Source organism: Kribbella sp. VKM Ac-2569 (assembly GCF_004216905.1).
In the GTDB taxonomy this organism is placed as follows: domain Bacteria; phylum Actinomycetota; class Actinomycetes; order Propionibacteriales; family Kribbellaceae; genus Kribbella.
Genome location: NZ_SGXJ01000001.1, coordinates 1,969,892 through 1,988,947, shown reverse-complemented (window position 1 = coordinate 1,988,947; position 19,056 = coordinate 1,969,892). Strand labels below are relative to the sequence as shown.

19 protein-coding genes are annotated in these 19,056 nt (G+C 68.4%); 11 read left to right on the top strand and 8 right to left on the bottom strand.

The features are described from left to right. On the bottom strand, positions 1-603 hold the full coding sequence (locus tag EV649_RS09345) for a helix-turn-helix domain-containing protein (RefSeq protein WP_130382457.1): 603 nt from the start codon (positions 601-603) through the stop codon (positions 1-3). A gap of 102 nt (positions 604-705) precedes the next feature. Then, positions 706-1,572, bottom strand: a complete 867-nt coding sequence (locus EV649_RS09340) for an aminoglycoside phosphotransferase family protein (protein ID WP_130382455.1) — start codon at positions 1,570-1,572, stop codon at positions 706-708. Between the two features lie 170 nt (positions 1,573-1,742). Between EV649_RS09340 and EV649_RS09335 the strand changes: the two genes are divergently transcribed. Genes EV649_RS09335 through EV649_RS09315 form a run of 5 tightly spaced genes read left to right on the top strand, consistent with a single transcriptional unit; the run spans position 1,743 to position 7,318 of the window. After that, positions 1,743-3,539 carry an ABC transporter substrate-binding protein gene (locus EV649_RS09335; protein WP_130382453.1) on the top strand — a complete coding sequence of 599 codons (1,797 nt, stop codon included), beginning with the start codon at positions 1,743-1,745 and terminating at the stop codon, positions 3,537-3,539. After that, on the top strand, positions 3,536-4,558 hold the full coding sequence (locus EV649_RS09330) for an ABC transporter permease (RefSeq protein WP_130382451.1): 1,023 nt from the start codon (positions 3,536-3,538) through the stop codon (positions 4,556-4,558). Before EV649_RS09335 ends, EV649_RS09330 begins: the two co-directional genes overlap by 4 nt. Further along, a complete protein-coding gene (locus EV649_RS09325; protein ID WP_130382449.1) occupies positions 4,555-5,442 on the top strand; it encodes an ABC transporter permease in 888 nt (295 codons plus the stop codon). The genes EV649_RS09330 and EV649_RS09325 overlap by 4 nt, the downstream gene beginning before the upstream one ends. Further along, positions 5,435-6,379 carry an ABC transporter ATP-binding protein gene (locus EV649_RS09320; RefSeq protein WP_241997920.1) on the top strand — a complete coding sequence of 315 codons (945 nt, stop codon included), beginning with the start codon at positions 5,435-5,437 and terminating at the stop codon, positions 6,377-6,379. Before EV649_RS09325 ends, EV649_RS09320 begins: the two co-directional genes overlap by 8 nt. 3 nt (positions 6,380-6,382) lie before the next feature. Next, complete coding sequence (locus tag EV649_RS09315; protein ID WP_130382445.1) at positions 6,383-7,318, top strand: ABC transporter ATP-binding protein; 936 nt, start codon at positions 6,383-6,385, stop codon at positions 7,316-7,318. Between the two features lie 6 nt (positions 7,319-7,324). On the opposite strand, the gene EV649_RS09310 is transcribed toward EV649_RS09315, so the two are convergent. Then, on the bottom strand, positions 7,325-7,576 hold the full coding sequence (locus EV649_RS09310; protein WP_130382443.1) for an amphi-Trp domain-containing protein: 252 nt from the start codon (positions 7,574-7,576) through the stop codon (positions 7,325-7,327). Positions 7,577-7,649: 73 nt separating this feature from the next. Between EV649_RS09310 and EV649_RS09305 the strand changes: the two genes are divergently transcribed. From EV649_RS09305 to EV649_RS09295, 3 genes are read left to right on the top strand one after another with little or no spacing between them, the layout of a single operon-like run. Then, the gene (locus tag EV649_RS09305; RefSeq protein ID WP_130382441.1) at positions 7,650-7,991 is read left to right on the top strand and encodes a metalloregulator ArsR/SmtB family transcription factor; all 342 of its coding nucleotides are present in this window, start codon (positions 7,650-7,652) and stop codon (positions 7,989-7,991) included. Continuing rightward, positions 7,984-8,787, top strand: a complete 804-nt coding sequence (locus EV649_RS09300; RefSeq protein WP_130382439.1) for a VOC family protein — start codon at positions 7,984-7,986, stop codon at positions 8,785-8,787. Before EV649_RS09305 ends, EV649_RS09300 begins: the two co-directional genes overlap by 8 nt. Next, positions 8,784-9,479 carry a phosphotransferase gene (locus EV649_RS09295; RefSeq protein WP_198682369.1) on the top strand — a complete coding sequence of 232 codons (696 nt, stop codon included), beginning with the start codon at positions 8,784-8,786 and terminating at the stop codon, positions 9,477-9,479. The genes EV649_RS09300 and EV649_RS09295 overlap by 4 nt, the downstream gene beginning before the upstream one ends. Here the strand turns inward: EV649_RS09295 and EV649_RS09290 are convergent. From EV649_RS09290 to EV649_RS09270, 5 genes are read right to left on the bottom strand one after another with little or no spacing between them, the layout of a single operon-like run. After that, positions 9,476-10,768: a DUF58 domain-containing protein gene (locus EV649_RS09290; protein WP_130382437.1), complete on the bottom strand. Its 1,293-nt coding sequence runs from the start codon at positions 10,766-10,768 to the stop codon at positions 9,476-9,478. The two genes, EV649_RS09295 and EV649_RS09290, sit on opposite strands and share 4 nt — an antisense overlap. Beyond that, a complete protein-coding gene (locus EV649_RS09285; RefSeq protein WP_130382435.1) occupies positions 10,768-11,739 on the bottom strand; it encodes a MoxR family ATPase in 972 nt (323 codons plus the stop codon). The genes EV649_RS09290 and EV649_RS09285 overlap by 1 nt, the downstream gene beginning before the upstream one ends. Continuing rightward, a complete protein-coding gene (locus EV649_RS09280; protein ID WP_130382433.1) occupies positions 11,736-12,878 on the bottom strand; it encodes a DUF4350 domain-containing protein in 1,143 nt (380 codons plus the stop codon). Before EV649_RS09280 ends, EV649_RS09285 begins: the two co-directional genes overlap by 4 nt. Beyond that, entirely contained in the window at positions 12,875-13,504 is a 630-nt protein-coding gene (locus tag EV649_RS09275; RefSeq protein ID WP_130382431.1) for a DUF4129 domain-containing protein, read from the bottom strand. The genes EV649_RS09280 and EV649_RS09275 overlap by 4 nt, the downstream gene beginning before the upstream one ends. Further along, positions 13,501-14,520 carry a hypothetical protein gene (locus tag EV649_RS09270; RefSeq protein ID WP_241997919.1) on the bottom strand — a complete coding sequence of 340 codons (1,020 nt, stop codon included), beginning with the start codon at positions 14,518-14,520 and terminating at the stop codon, positions 13,501-13,503. Before EV649_RS09270 ends, EV649_RS09275 begins: the two co-directional genes overlap by 4 nt. A 256-nt stretch (positions 14,521-14,776) precedes the next feature. Between EV649_RS09270 and mtrA the strand changes: the two genes are divergently transcribed. From mtrA to EV649_RS09255, 3 genes are read left to right on the top strand one after another with little or no spacing between them, the layout of a single operon-like run. Further along, positions 14,777-15,454 carry an MtrAB system response regulator MtrA gene (mtrA, locus tag EV649_RS09265; RefSeq protein WP_130383624.1) on the top strand — a complete coding sequence of 226 codons (678 nt, stop codon included), beginning with the start codon at positions 14,777-14,779 and terminating at the stop codon, positions 15,452-15,454. A gap of 50 nt (positions 15,455-15,504) precedes the next feature. Beyond that, positions 15,505-17,262 carry an MtrAB system histidine kinase MtrB gene (gene mtrB / locus EV649_RS09260; protein ID WP_241997918.1) on the top strand — a complete coding sequence of 586 codons (1,758 nt, stop codon included), beginning with the start codon at positions 15,505-15,507 and terminating at the stop codon, positions 17,260-17,262. Next, positions 17,259-19,013, top strand: coding sequence for an LpqB family beta-propeller domain-containing protein (locus EV649_RS09255; protein ID WP_130382429.1), 1,755 nt, complete (start codon positions 17,259-17,261; stop codon positions 19,011-19,013). The genes mtrB and EV649_RS09255 overlap by 4 nt, the downstream gene beginning before the upstream one ends. Positions 19,014-19,056 lie beyond the last annotated feature (43 nt).

Sequence of the window (19,056 nt, the reverse complement as noted above, 5' to 3'; positions counted from 1 at the left end):
TCACTTCTCCTGTTTCCGCATGTTGTCGACTTGTTCCTGAGTGAGCAGCGGGATCGTGAAGACCTCCATCAAGGCCTGCCCGATCCGGTTGTAGCCCGCCGGGGTGGTGATGTCCTCGCCGAGCGCCTTCGAGACCTGGTCGCGGAACACGAACACGCTCAGCTTGATCGCGGCCAGCGCAGCGGCGTACCCGCGCCGGTCCTTGGGGTTGATGCCGAAACTGGTCGTCCACTCCTCGACCGCGTCGACGCCCTCGAGAAAGAGCGCGGTCGCGGTCTCCGAACCGTCCATCATCGAACGCACGATGTAGAGCTGCAGCGGGAACGCCACCGGGTGCAGCGCCAGCGGATCGAGCCCGGTGAGGTCGTGATCCTGCGTGAGCTCGGCGCCGATCTGAAGCATCCGCTCCTTCGCATACCGGTCACACGCCTCGCGCAACGCCTCCTTCGACCCGAAGTGATGCCGCACCAACCCCGACGACACCCCCGCCTCGGCCGCGATGTCCCGGATCGAGGCTCCCTCGATCCCCCGCTCCCCGAACAACCGGATCGCCGCATCCCGAATCCGGGCCCGAGCCGTCAAGTCATCCGCCGGACGCTCCATCCCAACTCCTCCTCTCCCTACACACAAAAGCAAACTACTACACGATCGTGTAGTCAAGCCCATGGGTGTAGTGCGCAGGCGTTGGACTGTGGTCAGAGAGTTCTACTGGCCGTTCAGTCGGGTGGCCATGGTGTCGAGGGTTGGCCAGGGTGGGCCTGCGCGCAGTACGCGGAGGAAATCCTCTCCCCATTGCCGGCCGTTCGGGAATTGGTCGCCGGCGTCCCAGCGCCACGCTGCGACCATCGCGAGAACGAGTTGCCGGCACTCGTCCAGCAGTCCTTGGTCGACGCCCGGGTACTGCTCGCAGACCGCCACGGGGACATGGGCGAGATCGAATTCGACGGGTCCACGGCAGCACGTCTCGAAGTCGATGAACAACGGGCCGTACGTCGTGCTGAGCACATTGCCTGGATGCGGCTCGCCGTGGAGCAACTGCTCCTCGGCGCCGCGGTCGTCGATCGCCTGTCGCAGGCTTCGTAGTCTGCTGCCGAGGAACACGCGGTCTGCGTCGGGGAGCTCCGGCGAGAGGCTCGGGTTGGCGACGATCTCTTCCGCCTCGGCGATTCGATCCGAGAAGTGCGGGCTCGCCACATCGACCTTGCGCATGCCGGCGTGCAACTGCTCCAGCGCCTTGGCGTAGTCGACAGGTGAGACGTGAGGTGTCACGGGCTCGTAGTAGGTCCACAGCGTCACTGCGAAGCCGTCGCGCGTGTACACGAGCGGCTCAACCCGAGGGTCCAAGGCGGCCACCGGAGATCCGACCTCGGCGAGCCGTTGAGCGAGCTCGACCTCGAACTGCGCAACCTCTTGCCCCACCGGGGCGACGCGGGCAAAGACGTCGTACGGCGTCAGCCGCAGCGCCAGCTTGTTCGAGTTGTGGAGAACGATCGCGTCGTTCGCCGGCAGGTCGAGCGATGCCGCGATCGAAGTCGCAGCCGCGATCGCACGTGTGACCTCGGATGTCTCCATGACTTGGTGAGGTTACCTTCGTCAGCTTGTTCTGTCGCCGCATTTGCCGGGCCCGGCCGGTAAGAAGGTTACTTCGAGGTGACAAAGTTTCGTATCTTGTTGACAGGGTGGTGGTTGCTGGTGTGGGTTCGTCCCCAAACACCAACACCAGCTGAAGGTGGGGCGGCCCAATGAGGAAGTTGTTGGCGGTGCTGGCGGCGTTGTGCGTGCTGGCGGCGGTGCCGGGTACGGCGATGGCGGCCGAGCCGGCGCCGAAGAAGGTCATCAAGATCGGGGTGACCCAGTCGGTCGACTCGATGAACCCGTTCCTCGCCGTACGGCTGGTGACGGGCTCGATCCAGCGGATGATCTACGGCTTCCTCACGGTGCCGGACTCGAAAACACTGCAGCCCAGCCCGGACCTGGCCGAGTCGTGGACGACATCGCCGGACGGGCTGACCTGGACGTTCAAGATCCGCCAGGCGAAGTGGTCGGACGGGCAGCCGATCACCGCCGCCGACGCGGCCTGGACGTTCAACAAGATGATGACCGACGACGACGCCAAGACCGGCAACGGGCCGGCGGTGGAGAACTTCGCGAGCGTCACCGCGAACGGTCAGGAGCTGACCATCAAGCTCAAGGCCCCGCAGGCGTCGATGCTGGACAACCCGGTGCCGATCATGCCCAAGCACGTCTGGGAGAAGATCCCGAAGATCGGCGACTACGAGGCCGAGGTGTACCCGACCGTCGGCAGCGGGCCGTACGTCGCGGTGGAGCACAAGAAGGACCAGTTCGTCCGGCTGGAGGCGAACCCGGACTACTGGCGCGGCCGCCCGAAGATCGACGAGCTGCAGATCATCTTCTACGACAACCCCGCGGCCTCGATCGTCGGCCTGAAGAAGGGTGACATCGACCTGATCGGCCGGTTGAACCCGTCGGACTTCGAGTCCCTGAAGAGCGACCAGAACATCGTCCAGTGGAACACGCAGGGCCGGCGCGCGACGTACCTGCAGATCAACCACGGCGCGACGACCAGCGACAACAAGCCGATCGGTGACGGGCATCCGGCGCTCAAGGATCCGAAGGTGCGGACCGCGCTGCACTACGCGATCGACAAGCAGAAGCTGGTCGACGAGGTCCAGGGCGGGCTGGCGAAACCGGCTGACGGCTCGATCATTCCGCCGCTGTACAAGGACTTCTTCTGGGAGGCGAGCGGCGCCGAGAAGATCTCGTTCGACCTCGCGAAGGCGAACAAGATCCTCGACGACGCGGGGTACAAGAAGGGCGCTGACGGCGTTCGGACGATGCCGGACGGGTCGCGGAAACTGCAGTTCCGGTTCAGCATCCACACCGACACCCCGGTCGAGGAGAAGCTCGCCGAGTACCTGACCGGCTGGTTCAAGGAACTCGGCGTCACGCTGACCACCAAGCGGCTGGACTCCAGCAAGTTCAGCGAGGAGACCGGTACGACGGCACTCTTCGACATCGCGATCAGCGGCTGGTCGGTGAACCCGGACCCGGAGGAGGTGCTCGGCACGCACCTGTGCAGCCGGCGTCCGACCGCGTCCGGCGACGGCGGCGGCACCGAGTCGTTCTACTGCGACCCGACATACGAGAGCCTGTACCTCGAGCAGCAGAAAGAGCTCGACCGCGGAAAGCGCGCGGAAACGATCAAGAAAATGGAGGAAAGGCTCTACACCGACGCTCCGGTGATCGCGCTCTACTACCCGAACGACCTCGAGGGCTACCGCAAGGACCGGATCGCCAGCATCACGCCGATCCCGGAGGACAAGGGCCTGCTGTACGGCGGTTCCGGGTACTGGCCGTTCTACACGCTCGAGGCGGTGTCGAAGGACGGCGCGTCGGCCGACGGAGGTGGGTCGAACGCCGGCGTGATCGCGGGCGTCGCGGGCGGTGTCGTCGTACTCGCACTCGCCGGCTTCTTCGTACTGCGACGCCGCAGCGGTGCGGCCGACGAGCGCGAATGACGACCGCTGTAGAAGAGCTTGAGCAGACGCCGGTCCGTCATGGGTTGCTGCGGTACGGGGCGACCAAGGCGGGCGGGGCGTTGCTCAGCATCGCGATGGTGATCGTCGCGACGTTCTTCCTGTTCCGGTTGCTGCCGGGAGATCCGGTCCGGGCGCTCGCGCAGGGCCGGAACATGACGCCGGAGCAGTTGGACCTGGAGCGTGCGCGGCTCGGGCTGGACAAGTCGATTCCCGAGCAGTTCCTGCATTTCGTGGGTCGGACGCTGCGGTTCGACCTCGGGACGTCGTACGAGTACAAGCGGCCGGTCCTCGACCTGATCGGCGAGCGGATCGGGTCGACGTTGCTGCTCACCGGTACGGCGTTGGTGCTCGCGGTGAGCCTCGGTCTCTGGCAGGGAGCGCGGGCCGGCTGGAAGCCCGGCAGCAAGTTCGACAAGGTGTCGACCGCCATCTCGCTGGTGCTGTGGTCGGTGCCGACGTTCTGGCTCGGGCTGTTGCTGTTGATGGTGTTCGCGGCCGGAATCGGCCCGATTCCGGGGATCTTCCCGACCCGCGGGAGCTCGAGCGTCGACAAGCCGGACGGGTTCGCCGGCGTACTGGACGTCGGGCAGCACATGGTGCTGCCGTGCTTGACGCTGGTCGCGGTCGTCTACGCGCAGTACCTGCTGGTGATGCGGTCGTCGGTGATCGACGAGGTCGGGCAGGACTACATCACGACCGCGCGGGCGAAGGGCTTGCGCGACGACGACATACGGCGGAAACACGCCGTACCGAACGCGCTGCTGCCGACCGTGACGTTGGTGTTCATGCGGATCGGGTTCGTGGTCGGGGGCGCCGTGACGGTCGAGGCGATCTTCAGCTGGCCGGGGCTCGGGCAGCTGTTCTACGAGGCGATCCGGGTGCCGGACTTCACGTTGATGCAGGGGACGTTCCTGCTGATCACGGTGTCGGTGATCCTGATGAACACGCTGGCGGACGTGGTTTACCACCTGCTGGATCCGCGAGTGAGGTCCGCATGAGCAACGTGACCTGGGTACGACGACGGCGTGCCATCGGAAGGTTCTGGGCGGATTTCCGCACGCATCGAGCCGGTGTCGTGGGATTGGTGATTCTCGCCGTTGCCGTAGTGCTAGCACTGCTAGCGCCGCTCTTCATCGACGCCAGCGTGACGAACGTGGTGAGCGGTACCGGGGCGAAGATGGCGCCGCCGAGTCTCGACGATCCGTTGGGCACGGACGAGTCCGGGCGGTCGGTGTTGCTGATGATCTGGTGGGGATCCCGGACCTCGCTGCTGATCGGTTTCCTCGCGGCACTGCTCAGCATGGTGATCGGGACAGTGCTCGGGATCGCGGCCGGGCATTTCCGCGGCCGGATCGGTGCGGTCATCCTGCGCGTGACCGACTGGTTCCTGGTCCTCCCGTCTCTGGTCACCGCGCTCGTACTCGCGGCGATCCTCGGCGGTTCCACCGCGACGATCATCGTCGCGATCGGCGTGACATCCTGGCCTTCGACTGCGCGGCTGATCCGTGCGCAAACGTTGGCCGTCGAGGCCCGCCCGTACATCGAACGCTCTTTGGCGCTCGGCGCCGGCCACTGGCACATCACGACGCGGCACGTGCTGCCGAACGTCGCACCGTTGCTGTTGGCAAGTACGACGCTGGAGGTGGCGAGTGCGATTGTCACCGAGTCGACGCTGGCGTTCCTCGGCGTGAGTGCGAACAAGACCTCGTGGGGAACGATGCTGCGTGGCTCGTACGACTGGGGTGCGGCGACGGCCGGTGCGTGGTGGTACATCCTCGTGCCCGGTCTGTGCATCGTGACTGTGGTGATGGCGTTCACCTTGTGTGGAAGGGCTTTGGAGACTGTGCTCAATCCCCGGCTGCGGACGCGTGCCCATGCTTGAGCTCGATGAGTTGTCCGTGACGTACCGGCTCGAGTCGTCCGACGTGCCCGCCGTACGGGGAGTTTCGCTGGAGCTGGCGGCCGGCGAGGCGCTCGGGCTGGCGGGGGAGTCGGGATCGGGGAAGTCCTCGGTCGCGCTCGCGCTGCTCCGGCTGCTGCCGCGCTCCGCCGTGGTCGGTGGGCGGGTGATGCTCGACGGCGAGGACGTGCTGGCGATGAAATGGGGTCGGCTGCGGGCTGTCCGGTGGTCGTCGGCGTCGATCGTGTTCCAGGGCGCGCAACACGGGCTGAACCCGGTGCAGCGGATCGGCGACCAGATCGCGGAACCGCTGCTCGTCCATCGGCAGGCGTCGGGCGCGGACGCGTCCAAGCGGGTACGAGAATTACTGGCACAGGTCGGGCTACCGGCCTGGCGCGCACGGAGCTACCCGCATGAGCTGAGTGGTGGCCAACGGCAACGAGTGATGATCGCCATGGCGCTGGCGTGCGAGCCGCAGTTGATCATCGCCGACGAGCCGACGACCGCGCTCGACCTGATGGTGCAGGCGCAGGTCCTGACCCTGATCCGCAAGTTGATCGCGGACCACGGCATCTCGCTGCTGATGATCTCGCACGACCTCTCGGTGCTCGCGGACGTGTGCGATCGGCTGGCGGTGATGTACGCCGGGCGGCTGGTCGAGGTCGGCCCTTCGTCCGGGGAGTTCCGGCACCCGTACAGCCAAGCGTTGGCGGCCGCGTTCCCGACCGTCGGCGATCCCGCGTCGCGCCTCGCCCCGCGCGGGCTGGCCGGCGATCCGCCGGATCCACAGCAGTTGCCGGGTGGTTGTGCATTCCACCCTCGCTGTCCGGTCGCACTCGAGTCCTGTGCGACGTCCGACGTACAACTGCGGGCGTCCGGCGCCGACCGGACCGCCGCCTGCGTCCTGGTAGGGGAGTGACTCTTGCTAGAGGCAACTGAGCTGCACGTCGAGTTCTCCGGCCGCGGCGGCCGCCGGGCGCGGGCCGTCGACGGCGTCAACCTGTCCGTCGGCGCCGGCGAGATCGTCGCGCTGGTCGGTGAGTCCGGCTGCGGCAAGACCACGCTCGCGCGCACGCTCCTCGGGCTGGAGCGTCCCACGTCAGGCAGGATCTCGTACGACGGAACGCCGCTGAGCTACTCCGGCCGCGCGCTGCGGGCCTTCCGCCGCGAGGTCCAACTGGTGCTGCAGGACCCGATGGGATCACTGAACCCTCGCCATACCGTCTATGAGGCGGTTGCCGAGGGCCCTCGGATCCACGGCCTGCCCGACGAGGAGGCCGTGGTGGCCGACGCCCTCGCGCGGGCCGGCCTGCGACCGCCGGAACGCTTCTTCCAGCGTTTTCCGCACGAGCTGAGCGGCGGCCAGCGCCAGCGCGTCGTGATCGCCGGCGCGCTGGCGCTCGACCCCAAGGTGCTGATCGCCGACGAACCCGTCGCGTCCCTCGACGCCTCGGTCCGTGGCGAGATCCTCTCGCTCCTGCTCCGGCTGCGCGACGACCTCGGGCTGTCCGCGCTCGTCGTCACCCACGACCTCGGCCTGGCCTGGAACATCGCCGACCGGGTCGCCGTCATGTACCTCGGCCGCATCGTCGAGTCCGGGCCCACCGGGGACGTGCTGAAGAACCCTCAACACCCTTATACGCAAGCGCTGCTGAGCGTTCTCCCCGAGTCCCCGAACCGCATTGTCCTCACCGGCGAACCCCCGGACCCGACCCGTATCCCCGCCGGCTGCCGCTTCCACCCCCGCTGCCAACTCGTCGCCGCCGGCGAGGGAAAACCGGAGTGCAGCACGCAACCCTTGCAGATCCTGCCCGCAGGCACGGCTGCTCAGGTCGCGTGCTATCTGGCCACGACCTGATCCGGCTCAGACCTCGTCGTCGTTCTCGGGCTCCTGGTCCGCGTCGGCGAGCGCCCACTTCAACTGGAACTCGACCTCCTCCTCGTCCGCACCGCGCTCGTGCTCGACGCTGATCCGCGCGTTCTTCGGCACCGTGAACCGCTCGCCCGCGACCTGGATCCGGAACGGCTTGCCCGACTCCAGCGCGTCCGCGAGCCGCCGCAGCTTGGCTGCGAAGTCGGCGACCGAGTAGTCCTTCTCGACATCTCTCTCACTCATGCCTCCAATCCAAGCAGCCGACGGATTCTTCCACCGCTTGACAATAGTTAACAAATGGTAGAACTATTGCGGCATGGCGGAACATCAGGTGGATCGGTTCTTCGAGGTGCTGGCTGATCCGACGCGGCGGCAGGTTGTGCAACTGCTGGGCGAAGGACCGCAGCGGGCCGGTCAGCTGGCCGCGGCGACCGGGGCGTCGTCGCCCGCGATGAGCCGGCACCTGCGGATCCTGCTCGAGGCCGGACTGGTCGCCGACGAGCGCGTCCCGGACGACGCCCGGGTCCGCGTCTTCCGCCTCAACCCCGAGCCCGTCGTCGCAGTCCAGGCCTGGCTCGACCAGGTCCAGGCGCACTGGCGTGACCAACTGGGCTCCTTCAAACGCCACGTCGAGCAGAAAGGGAAGTCCGATGACTGAACCGTCCGCGACCGCATCGGTCGAGGTTGGCGTTGATCCGGCGACTGCGTTCGAGATCTTCACCGAGGAGATCGACCTGTGGTGGGTGCGCGGCCCGATCAACTTCTTCGACGCCGCCCGCGCCACCGCGATGCAGATCGAGCCCGGCGTCGGCGGCCGCATCCTCGAGGTGTACTCACCGCCCGACGACGTCCTCGAGCTCGGCACGATCACCGACTGGACGCCGGGCGCGCTGTTCGCCTATCGCAGTTCGGTCGACGACACCGAGACCCGCATCGACTTCGAGGCGTACGACGGCGGCACTCGGGTGACCGTCGTACAGTCGCTCGTCCCCGGTGGCGAGAAGGCCTTCTACTTCTGGCCGAACGTCATCCACTGGCTCCCGGCCTGGGTCGAACGGCGCGATCACGCGTCACGGACACCGCGCGAGCTGGACCGGCTCGCGATCGCCTTGTACTACGAGGATCCCGCCGCCGCGGCCCGCTGGTTGCACACGATCTTCGGCCTGGACTCGTGGGACAAGATCCCGGCCGAGGGCACAGACCCGTCCTGGATCGAACTGCAGGTCGGCACCCGCGCGATCCTGCTCTTCAAGCTCACGGAGAAGCGCACCGCGCAGCTGGACCACAGCGTCTGGGTGTACGTCGACGATCTCGACGCCCATTTCGCGCACAGTCAGGAGAACGGCGCGAAGATCCTCTCGGACATCCACCAGCACGGGTACCGTTGCTACGAAGTCGAGGACCTGGAGGGCCATCAGTGGACGTTCGCCCAGGCCCGTCCCACGATGGCGTGATCGAGCAGCCGCTCATCGGGGGCCGTATGACGCCCGGGGTGGTCCGTGTCGCCGACACGGTACGCCGCCCCGGGTCGGACAGTTCCGCGTTCACCGCGAACCTCCTGCGACTCCTGGACGAGCGGGGCTTCACCGCCGCCCCGAAGTACCTGGGCCAGGACGAGACCGGCCGTGACATCCTCACGTACCTGCAGGGTTGGGTTCCACCCAGATACGAACGCTGGTCCGACCAACAAATCGCCGCCGCCGGTGCACTGCTCCGCACCTTCCACGACGCCACCCGCGACAGTCACCTGGCCGTCGGCCAACAGGTCGTCTGCCACCACGACCCCGCACCCACCAACTTCGTCTTCACCGACGGCCTCCCGGCCGCCATGATCGACTTCGACCTGGCCGCCCCGGGCGATCCCCTGGAAGACCTCGGGTACGCCGCCTGGACCTGGTGCATCGCGTCCAAACACAACGACCCCGCCCGCCAGGCCGACCAGGTCCGCGTCCTGGCCGACGGCTACGACCTGCCCGCGACAGATCGCCCCGGCCTGATCCCGGCCGTCCTGTCCCGCCTGCTCCAGAACGTCGACTTCTGGACCCAGAGACCCTGTCCGGAAGCCGCCGAGCGCATCGCCTGGTCCCACCGCGAGCACGCCTTCACAACCGCCAACCGCCACATCTTCGAGGCGGCACTGGCCTAGAGACGGCCGGCCTTCTTCAACGCGAGGTAGGTGTCCGCGAGCGCGGGGGCGATGTGGTCCGGGGTTTCGTCGACGACGGTGGCGCCGGCTCGGGTGAGAGTGGCGGTCAGGCGGTCCCGGTCCAGGCGGGTGCGAGCGGCCGAGGCAGCGCCGTACACGTCCAGTAGGTCGCCCCGGGTGGCTTCGAGCTCGGTGAGTCGCGGGTCGGCCACGGACGCCAGCAGTACGACGTGACGTCGCAGCAGCGGGCCGATGACGGGGAGCAGGGATTCCTCGATCACCGCCGGGTCGAGGCCCGTGAGGAGCACGACGAGGGAGCGTTGACCCAACCGCTCCAGCACCTGTGACACGACGATGCGGAAGTCGGTCTGCACGAGTTCGGCCTCGACGTTCGCCAGAGCATTCACGAAGGACGGCAGCACGTCTTGCGGCGCCGGACGCCGTACGTCAGCCCGTACTGCGGAATCGCAAGCCAGCAAGGAGACCCGGTCCCCGGCGCGAGTGGCCAGTGCGGCCAGCAGCAGCGCCGCGTCCATCGCGTGGTCCAGCCGTGGTGCGTCGCCGACGCGGCCCGCGGACAGCCGTCCGGAGTCGATCACGATCACGACCTGCCGGTCCCGCTCCGGCCGCCAGGTCCGCAGTACGACGTTCCCGCGCCGCGCCGTGGCCCGCCAGTCGATGCTCCGTACGTCGTCACCGGGCACGTAGTCCCGCAGCGAGTCGAACTCCGTGCCCTGCCCGCGCACCAGCAACGCCGTACGTCCGTCCAGCTCCCTCAACCGCGCGAGCCGCGATGGGAGGTGCTTCCGGCTCTTGAACGGCGGCAGCGCCCGCACCGTCCAGGCGACCTGATGCGACCCCTGGCGCCCGGCGAACCCCAACGGGCCAATGGACCGCACAGTCACCCGGAACGCGTGCCGGTCGCCCCTGCGCGTCGGGACCAGGTGTGTGGTCAGCCGACGCCGCTCGCCCGACGGCAGGTCCAGCTTGTGCGGTGGATCCAGTACGCCGGCAGACGGCGGCCACGCGTCCCGCAGCAACCCGCGCACTCGCCGTCCCGGGTTGGTGATCAGCAGGTTCACCACGGCCTGCTCACCGAGCCGTACGGCGTTGTCGCCTTCCCGACTGAACTGCAGCCGACGCGGCGACCCAGCCAGCAGAATGTCGACCAGACACACCACCAGCACCGCAGCGACGACCACACCGACACCGGCCCACGACGGCATCACCAGAGCGACGAACACCACTCCAGCTGCAGCCAGGATGCCGGCTCGGCCAGTCAGGACCATCAGCGAGGCACCGGCACCGTCGCGAGCACGCTCTCCAGCACCGCGTCCGCGCTGACACCCTCCAGCTCAGCCTCCGGCCGCACCTGTACTCGATGCCGAAGGCAAGGACGCGCCATTGCCTTCACATCGTCCGGGATGACGTAGTCGCGGCCCGACAGCCACGCCCACGCCCGGGAGACCGCCAGCAGCGCTGTGGCGCCACGTGGGGACACACCCAGTTGCAGCGACGGCGACTGGCGCGTGGCGCGGCACAGGTCCACGACGTAGGCCAGCACGTCCTCCCGGACCGCAACCCGGCGTACGGCGTTCTGTCCGGCCAGCAGATCCTCCGGGCCGGCCACCGGGCGCAACCCAGCGGCCTCCAGATCCCGCGGATCGAAGCCCTGCGCGTGCCGGGCGAGTACGGCGATCTCCGCGTCGCGTGGCGGGATGTCCAGCGTCACCTTCAGCAGGAACCGGTCCAACTGCGCCTCTGGCAGCGGGTACGTGCCCTCGTACTCGATCGGGTTCTGGGTTGCGGCAACGACAAATGGATTCGGGAGCTTGCGCGGCTCGCCGTCCACAGTGACCTGCCGCTCCTCCATTGCCTCCAGCAACGCCGCCTGCGTCTTCGGTGGCGTCCGGTTGATCTCGTCCGCCAGCAGGATGTTCGTGAACACAGGTCCCGGCCGGAACTCGAACTCGCTCGTCTTCGCGTCGTACACCAGCGACCCGGTCACGTCACCCGGCATCAGGTCCGGGGTGAACTGCACGCGCTTGGTGTCCAGCCGCATCGCCGTCGACAGCGCCCGCACCATGAGTGTCTTCGCCGTACCCGGGACGCCCTCCAGCAGCACGTGGCCGCGGCAGAGCAGGGCGAGTACCAGTGCGGTCACAGCAGTGTCCTGGCCGACCACCGCCTTGCCGATCTCGGTCCGTAGCGCGACCAGCGCCTGCCGGGCCTGGTCCGCGGTGACCTCGGTAGTCGTCACGGGTGTCGTACCTCCTGCGTCAGTACGTCGAGTTCCTGGGACAAGGACATCAGAGCGGCGTCAGTGAGCGGCGGCAGGCCGTAGAGCAGCTCGTACAGCATGGCGGGATCCCGGCCGGTCCGGGCTGCGACAGTCGCGACGACAGCCGACGGATCGGCCCGCCGCGGGATGCCGTGCGCTTCGTGCAGCTGGCCGAGCGCCGACTCGCGCAAGGCCGACGCGGCGCGGTCGCGGGCCCGTGAGCGTCGGTACAGCCGCGCCCTGCCCTCGGTGGTCTCAGCCGCGTGCACGATGACCGGCAGCCGCTCTGCCACCACCGGGCCGAGCCGCCGCCCGCGCCAGATCGCTACGACCAGCACGGCGAACGCCAGCGCCCAGGCGATGTAGCGGACATCAGGTGGGATCAGCTGTGCGCTGCTCTCGCCGTTGGAGTCGGGGTAGTCCGACTCCCACTGCGGCAGGTACCAGGTCAGATCCCGGTGCGTGCCGAGCAGGTTGAGCGCCAGCGCCGCGTTGCCGTCCTCAGCGAGCCGGGCGTTCATGAACGACCCCGGCGTACCGATCACGTCGACGAGTCGGTCGCCGACCTCCAGCCGGACCACGGTGTTGTTGATGCCGTCGCCGTAACAGGTGGTCGCTCCCTCGGGAGCGGAGTACGTCGGTCCGTTGACGGTGACTGTGCCGGCCTTAACCGCAGCAGGAAGCTCACACCCAGGCTGACGGCTGCGGGTGGCCAGCGAGTTGCCGGTCGGCCGCACACCGGGCGCCAGGGCCGCCAGAGCGCGGCTGCCGGGCCGGATCAGGATGACGTGGCTCCACTGCGCCTGCGCGATCCGCCGCCAGTCTCCGTCGTCCAGCGAGCCACCTGGGCCGATGAGGAGCGCACTGCCGCTTCCTGTCCGTACGGCGTCGTTCAGCGACTCGGTGCCGTGTACGTCGACGTTGTGGTCCTCGAGCAACGCTGCCAGCGCCCGTGCCCCGGTCGACTCGGTGGAGTCCGGGCTGAACTGCCCTGACGTCCGTGCCGAAGTAGCGATCAGGACGACGATCGCAGCCAGCACAATGAAGCCAGTGACGAGCAGCGGCGTCCGCAACGCCCGCCAACTCTCGCCGACACTTCGCCCGACCGGCGTGCTCATGCAGCCACCCGTGCAGTCCGCGCAGCGTCGTCAGCAGCCACGACAACGGCGTACCGCTCCGGCGTTCCCGGGCGGTTGCCGTAGACAACCTCCGTGAACACCAGTGCAGCCGGCTGCAGCGGCTCCCGCAGTACGGGCGCCGCTCGCGATGCATCAGCTACCACTTCGTACGCCGTACGCCCGGCTCGCTCGTCCAGCACGGTCCGCTCGGTCAGCTCCGCTACGCACGCCCGGAAGCGGCTGCGGATCGCCAACGCGAGGTCCCCGGACGCGGCCTCCCGCTCCGCCAGCGCGCGGTACTCCGCGGCGCTCTGCGGCCTGGTGGTGTCGAAAACCGCCTGAGCCTTCGCCCTACGGCTGGTCCGCAGTACGCCGGACCGCCAGAGCACCACGACCACCACAAGGACCAGCAGGCCGATCAGCATGGTCAGACCGGCGTGGCCGTTGGGCGACGAGCCGGTGAGGCTGTTCAGCAGGTCCCCGATCCACTCCACCACCTTGCCGATGGCTCTCTCGATCAGCGAGCCGGAGTCCCGGTACGCGGACTTGGACAGCTCCTTGGCCGCCTCCTGGGCAGCCTGGTCCCGGTCGATGTCGACCGGCGGCTCCAGCGGGAAGAAGGTCACACGGTCTCCTCGAACCGCAGGGCCGGACGCATCCACAGGTCGAGCCCTTCCCGGCGGACCCGGAGGTCGAGGTAGATCAGGGCCTGTACGGCGGACATGAACGCCAGGCTCGCGATCAGCGTCATCAGCGTCGCGATCCCCGCCGCCACGGCCAGCACGATCGTCACCACCACGGCCCCGGTGCTGTCACTCAGATCGGCCCACGAGCCGACGGTGACGATCAGCGCGCTGACCCCGAACTGCAGCGCGTAGCCGATGATGTTCACCACCAGGCCGCCGAACAGCAGGATCCCGAACACCCGCCAGAACTTGCCCTTCACGAGCTGCCAGGACCGCCGCAGCGCACCCCAGACGCCCACCCGGACCGGGATGTAGAGGCCGATGTCCGGTGCGTGCCGGCCCTCCATCAGTACGACGGTCCCCGCGAGCACCAGGCGGATGCCGAAGATCAGCACCAGGACGCCGCCGACGAACATCATCGCCAGCGCCGCAGCCCCGGCCGCCGCGGAGGAGACCGCGGCGTCCGCTCCGGCGCCGATACCGAGCACTGCGAGCCCCCAGCCGCCGATCAGCAGCATGAACGACAGTGACTGCACTAGACCGACAGCAGCGAGTGCGGGGAGCGCAGGTCGCACCAGCCGCATCAGCTCGCGTGGACCGGCCCGGTGCGCCAACTGACTCCGCACCGCGGCCAGAGCGATGATGCCGGCCAGCATGCTCGACACCACCGAGAACAGCACGACCTGTACGCCGTACGTGAGCAAAAGAGCCGCACCGGCCTGCCCGAACGGATCCTCCGTCCCGAAGAACCCACCGAGCCCACCAGGTACGGCGACTTCGGTCAGAACGGCCTGCACCGCGACCAGGGCGACCCCGGCCAGCACCGGCAGACCCAGCATGATCGTCTTGTTGTCGGAGATGGTCCGGGCGGCGTTGTCGAGCAGATCCGCCGGCAGCCACGGCCGCAGCGGCTCGGTCGCCACGTCGTCGTGCAGGCGCATACTCTGGTCGGCCACTGCGTACCTCCTCTCCCGGTGAACCGTCGTACCAGCCGGCACGTGAGTTGTGGTGAACCCCCGAAGTGCACCATGATCCCGGATGATCACAGCCCAACTCGGGGTCACACGGCGATCCGGCGTGTGCAGTACCGGGGGAATGGGACACTATCCGTAGTGCGTACGGCCTGGGCACCCGCCGGGCGCACCCCGAGCAGTCGAATCGGTCGGCAGCGGACGGCAAGGAGCTAAGGGCGTGGCAGACGGTAACCGGACGATGCGGGGCCGCATCCTCATCGTCGACGACGACACGGCGTTGTCGGAGATGCTCAGCATCGTGCTGCGCAACGAGGGCTACGACACCTATCTGGTCGCAACCGGTGACAAGGCGGTACCGGCGTTCCGGGAGTTCAAGCCCGATCTGCTGCTGCTCGACCTGATGCTGCCCGGGATGGACGGGATCGACGTCTGCCGGGCGATCCGGGCCGAGTCAGGCGTGCCGATCGTGATGCTGACCGCCAAGAGCGACACCGTCGACGTGGTGCTCGGGCTGGAGTCCGGCGCCGACTACTACGTGGTCAAGCCGTTCAAGCCGAAGGAGCTGGTGGCCCGGATCCGGGCCCGGCTGCGCCGGATGGACGAGCCCGGTCCGGAGTCGCTGACCATCGGCGACCTCACCATCGACGTCGCCGGCCACTCGGTGAAGCGGGCCGGCGAGACGATCCAGCTGACGCCGCTGGAGTTCGACCTGCTGGTCTGCCTGGCGTCGAAGCCCTGGCAGGTGTTCACCCGCGAGGTGCTGCTGGAGCAGGTCTGGGGCTACCGGCACGCCGCCGACACCCGGCTGGTGAACGTGCACGTCCAGCGACTGCGCTCCAAGATCGAGAAGGACCCTGAGCACCCGGAGATCGTGGTCACGGTCCGCGGTGTCGGATACAAGGCGGGTGCGGACTGATCGAGTACGGACGCGGCCAAGAGTCGCAGGCTGCCGCCGACGACGTGGTGGTGGACCCCGGCACCGAGGTACACACCGGACAGATCGCCGACCACCAGGGCGCGCAGCCGACCGCACCGCCCGAGCAGAAGGCGGCCGAGTCCCGCGGGACGGAACTGGAACTGACCGTCGCCGCGGTGGACTGGTCTGCCCAGCCGCAGCCGCTGTGGCGGACGCACCCCAAGCACTGGCCGGACATCTGGCGCCGCTCCATCCAGGCCCGGATCGTCACCGGCACGCTGCTGATGTCGACGATGGTCCTGATCCTGGTCGGCTGGGTGATGATGAGCCAGGTCACCGACGGTGTCCTGGAGTCCCGCCGGATGAGCGCACAGGCCGAGGTCCGCGCGCAGCTCCAGCAGCTGTCCGTGACGATCGACGCCGCCAACCGCAACACCGTCAACCAGGAGCTGTCCAAGCTGGTCCTCGGCTCCAACCGCCCAGGCCTGTACGACGTCCTGCTGGTGCCGACCGACCAGGCGGCGTCCAACGCGATCCGCTACACCGGACTGGTCGACAGCAACTCGATCCCGCAGCCGCTGGCCTCCTCCGTGGTGAGTGACGGCTCCAAGCTGTGGGACACGTACACGCTGATCAACTACCGGGAGAGCCCGAGCGTCCCAGGGCTGGTGATCGGTTCGCAGATCCGGATCGACTCCACGGGCGACAAGTACGCGATCTACTTCCTGTTCCCGCTCACCGCGCAGCAGGAGACGCTGGACGTCGTACAGCGGGCGCTCTTCACCGCAGGTCTGTTGCTGATCGTCCTGCTCGGTGCTGTGGCCTGGCTGGTCACCCGGCAGGTCGTGACCCCGGTGCGAATGGCACGGCGGATCGCTGAGCGGCTCGCGGCCGGCAAGCTCGAGGAGCGGATGCAGGTCCGCGGCACCGACGACCTGGCGCGGCTGGCGGTGTCGTTCAACAAGATGGCCTCCAACCTGCAGCGGCAGATCCGCCGGCTGGAGGAGCTGTCACGGCTGCAGCGCCGGTTCGTGTCCGACGTGTCCCATGAGCTGCGGACCCCTCTGACCACGGTCCGGATGGCCGCCGACCTGCTGCACGAGAGCCGTGACCAGTTCGACCCGATCAGCCGCCGCTCGGTGGAGCTGCTGCAGAACGAGCTCAACCGGTTCGAGGAGCTGCTCGCCGACCTGCTGGAGATCAGCCGGTTCGACGCCGGAGCGGCCGCCCTGGACCTGGAGGACGTCGACCTGCGCGACATCGTCAACCGGGTCCTGGAGAACCACGAGACCCTGCTGAACCGCAAGGGCTGCCCGGTCGAGCTGGACATGCCGAGGCCGTGCAGGGCCAAGGTCGACTCCCGCCGGATCGAGCGGATCCTGCGCAACCTGATCGGCAACGCGATCGAGCACAGCGAGGGCCTGCCGATCCGGATCAGCACGGCGTACGACGACGATGCCGCCGCGGTGGCCGTCCGCGACCACGGGGTCGGGTTCCGGGCCGAGGAGGCGGAGATGGTGTTCAGCCGGTTCTGGCGGGCCGACCCGGCCCGGGCACGGACCACGGGTGGCACCGGCCTCGGCCTGTCGATCGCGCTCGAGGACGCCAGGCTGCACGGCGGCCGCCTGGACGCCTGGGGCTCACCCGGCGACGGCGCGTACTTCCGGCTGACGCTGCCGCGCCGACCGGACGTGGCGCTCACCGGCTCGCCGCTGCCGCCACGCCCGCCCGACGCGACCCGGGTCGTCACCGAGCTCGTCGACGTCGGCGCGCCGTACCAGAAGCTGAGCGGCGGTGAGGAGCGGTGAGGCGCCGACTGCTCGGGGTCCTGCTGGCCGTGGCGCTGCTCGGCGGCTGCGCGACCGTGCCGACCAAGGGCACCATCCGCAACGGCGAGCGGCAGGGGCTCGCCCCGGACCTGGGCGGCGTCGGCGTCGAGGCGAAGCCGCCGCGCGCGAACATCCCCGACATGGCCATCGTCAGCGGCTTCCTCGAGGCCATGTCGGACTCGCAGGCGTACGACGTCGCCCGGCAGTACATGACCCCGGAGGCCGCGGGGGAATGGAAGCCGGAGTCGCAGACCGTGGTGTACGACCAGCGTCCCGAATCACTGACCCGGAAGAACGACGGGATCCAGCTGACCGCCCAGAAGATCGCCACCATCGGCGCGCGCGGCGAGTGGACCCCGGCAGCCGCGAACGAAAAGGCCGACTTCTTCTTCAAGCTGAAGAAGGTCGACGGGCAGCTCCGCGTCGCGACGGTGCCACCGGGTGCGTACCTGGGCAGCAACCAGGTCGACCTGAAACTCGCTCCCCGCGACCTGTACTTCTTCAACCAGTCCCGGGACCTGCTGGTGCCGGACCAGGTCTGGCTGTCGCAGAACCTCCCGTCCGGCCAGGCCGCGACGCAGCTCATCCAGGAGCTGCTGAAGGGCCCGACCAGCCGGCTCGGCAACGGTGTCGTCTCCATCGCGCCGCCCGGCACCGAGGTACAGGTGTCGGTCCCGGTGGACCTCGGCGTCGCCACCGTGGCGCTGAACGACACCGCCGCATCACTCCGGGACCAGGACCGGCGGCTGCTGGCGGCGCAGATCGTCTGGACGCTGAACCAGCTCAACCTCCGGGCCAAGATCACCGTGGGCGGTGCACCGCTGCTTCCGGACGAGCCGGAGGTGCTGCCGTTCTCCAACTTCAGCGCGTACGACCCGCAGGCGTCTGCCGGTGCGATGACCAAGCTGTACGGTCTGCTCGGCCAGAAACCGCAGCGGATCGTCGGACTGGACGGAGCGTCGGAGATCTCCGCCCAGCCGCTGAACTCGGGCCCGTTGGCGCTCCACAAGGCGCAGGCCTTCGCGGTCACACTGGCGGGTGACGCCGGGGCGATCGTCACCGCCGACGGGCGCGATGTCGTCTACGGGAAGCTGGACCCGTCCGACAACGCCGCCAAAGCGACCGAGATCCCGGTCGACGGGCACACCTTGCCGCCGAGCTTCGACGGCCAGGACAACCTGTGGTTCCTGGACAGGGCCAACGGCGCCCACCCGCGACTGCGTGTCCGCGACAGCGACGGGCGCCTCCGTTCGGTCGAGACCGACTTCAAGGGAGACACCCCGGTCGCCCTGCGGATGGCACCGGACGGTGTCAGGGCGCTGCTGGTGATGAAGAGCGCGGCCACCAAGCAGAACTATGTCCAGACCGCGACGGTCCAGACCACGAACGGCGGCAAGCAGCTGATGCTGGGGGCGTTCCGTCAGCTGATGCTGGAGCTGACGAACATCACCGACGCCGCCTGGGACAAGCAGGGCATCATCGTGATCGGGTCCGCCAACGCGGCGCCACAGCCCTGGCTGGTCAGCACCGACGGGTCCAGCCTTCAGCTGCTGCCCGGCTCGGCACCGGGCTTCGTCCCCGAACACGTCGCCTCGAACACGCACAAGGACACCCTGCCGGTGATCCAGGACGACGCCGGCCGTATCCACTGGCTCAGCAAGGACCTCGCGTGGGTCTCCATGGACGCCGACAACAGCCAGGCCACCATCATCCCCACCTACCCCGGCTGACCCGTTTGTCCACAGGCTGGGGCTCCCGCGGTTGCGGGGGCCG

Excerpts from the sequence above, each read along its gene's own strand:
- EV649_RS09310 (WP_130382443.1), bottom strand. The coding sequence starts at position 7,576 with ATGAGTGAGAGAGATGTCGAGAAGGACTACTCGGTCGCCGACTTCGCA.
- EV649_RS09345 (WP_130382457.1), bottom strand. The coding sequence starts at position 603 with ATGGAGCGTCCGGCGGATGACTTGACGGCTCGGGCCCGGATTCGGGAT.
- EV649_RS09340 (WP_130382455.1), bottom strand. The coding sequence starts at position 1,572 with ATGGAGACATCCGAGGTCACACGTGCGATCGCGGCTGCGACTTCGATC.
- EV649_RS09290 (WP_130382437.1), bottom strand. The coding sequence starts at position 10,768 with ATGGTCCTGACTGGCCGAGCCGGCATCCTGGCTGCAGCTGGAGTGGTG.
- EV649_RS09325 (WP_130382449.1), top strand. The coding sequence starts at position 4,555 with ATGAGCAACGTGACCTGGGTACGACGACGGCGTGCCATCGGAAGGTTC.
- EV649_RS09335 (WP_130382453.1), top strand. The coding sequence starts at position 1,743 with ATGAGGAAGTTGTTGGCGGTGCTGGCGGCGTTGTGCGTGCTGGCGGCG.
- mtrA (WP_130383624.1), top strand. The coding sequence starts at position 14,777 with ATGCGGGGCCGCATCCTCATCGTCGACGACGACACGGCGTTGTCGGAG.
- EV649_RS09305 (WP_130382441.1), top strand. The coding sequence starts at position 7,650 with ATGGCGGAACATCAGGTGGATCGGTTCTTCGAGGTGCTGGCTGATCCG.
- EV649_RS09330 (WP_130382451.1), top strand. The coding sequence starts at position 3,536 with ATGACGACCGCTGTAGAAGAGCTTGAGCAGACGCCGGTCCGTCATGGG.
- EV649_RS09300 (WP_130382439.1), top strand. The coding sequence starts at position 7,984 with ATGACTGAACCGTCCGCGACCGCATCGGTCGAGGTTGGCGTTGATCCG.
- EV649_RS09280 (WP_130382433.1), bottom strand. The coding sequence starts at position 12,878 with ATGAGCACGCCGGTCGGGCGAAGTGTCGGCGAGAGTTGGCGGGCGTTG.
- EV649_RS09320 (WP_241997920.1), top strand. The coding sequence starts at position 5,435 with ATGCTTGAGCTCGATGAGTTGTCCGTGACGTACCGGCTCGAGTCGTCC.